We start from the raw sequence: 915 nt of genomic DNA, 5'->3' as shown, positions 1-915 counted from the left end.
GCCTTGAACCTCCGTACGTTGATCCACCTCGGGCTCACCCACGCCGACGGCGCCTGGGCTCTCAAGTCAGCCACCGCCTGATGTCCTCCACCGACAGCCCTCACCAAGATTTTCAGTGATCTTCTAGCCTCGGGCTTTCGCGGCGAATTTGAGCGGGCTTGATCGTTTACATGAGAAAAGTGCCTCTGAACTGGAAGGATCGGGCTTGTCTAAGGTCCTGTCCGCACCAGTTCAGAAGGCACTTTTCACGTGAAGACTATCGCCTCCCAGCGCAAGATCGTGGTGTCCGCCGACGGCGCAGGGCTCATCTCGCAGGCCGGTGGGCTGCTGTTGCTGGAGACGCTGCGGGTCACCGGCTTGGGCAGGGAGCTGTCGGCGCAATTAGAGCGGTGGCGGCCAGCCCGCGCCCTGCACGATCCCGGCAAGGTCATCACCGACCTGGCCCTCACCCTGGCACTGGGCGGGGACTGCCTGGCCGACATCGCGATGCTCCGCACCCAGCCGGAGCTCTTCGGGCCCGTGGCCTCCGATCCCACGGTGTCCCGGCTGATCGACCGCCTGGCCGCCGACCCCGTCCGCGCGCTGAAGGCGATCCGCGCCGCTCGTTCCACCGCCCGCGAGCGGACCTGGGCCCTGGCCGGCACCCCCGCCCCCGGCGCTGATGGTGAACTGATCCCCATCGACATCGACGCGACCATCGTCATCGCCCACTCCGACAAGCAACAGGCCGCACCGACCTGGAAGAAGACCTTCGGGTTCCACCCCATGACGGTCTTCGCCGACCACGGTGAACCGCGCCGAGTTTCGTGGAGGCCGGGTTAGCTGGCTGGGGTGAGGATAGCCGGGTCGGTTTGTGTTTGGTAGTGGGTCTCGAATTCGGCTGGTGGGAGGTCGTTGCAGGCGCTGTGGAGGCGC

The 915-nt window shown here is 66.0% G+C and carries 1 protein-coding gene; it reads left to right on the top strand.

Annotated elements, in window-relative coordinates; all coding sequences use genetic code 11:
- Nucleotides 1-249 precede the first annotated feature (249 nt).
- Nucleotides 250-822, top strand: a complete 573-nt coding sequence (locus HHX33_RS34690; protein ID WP_182878256.1) for a transposase — start codon at nucleotides 250-252, stop codon at nucleotides 820-822.
- The last annotated feature ends 93 nt before the right edge of the window (nucleotides 823-915 follow it).

Source organism: Microbispora sp. H10670, assembly GCF_014161385.1.
Taxonomy (GTDB): Bacteria; Actinomycetota; Actinomycetes; order Streptosporangiales; family Streptosporangiaceae; genus Microbispora; species Microbispora triticiradicis.
The sequence above is the reverse complement of the archived record's forward strand: the minus strand, read 5'-3'. Positions and strand labels throughout refer to the sequence as shown.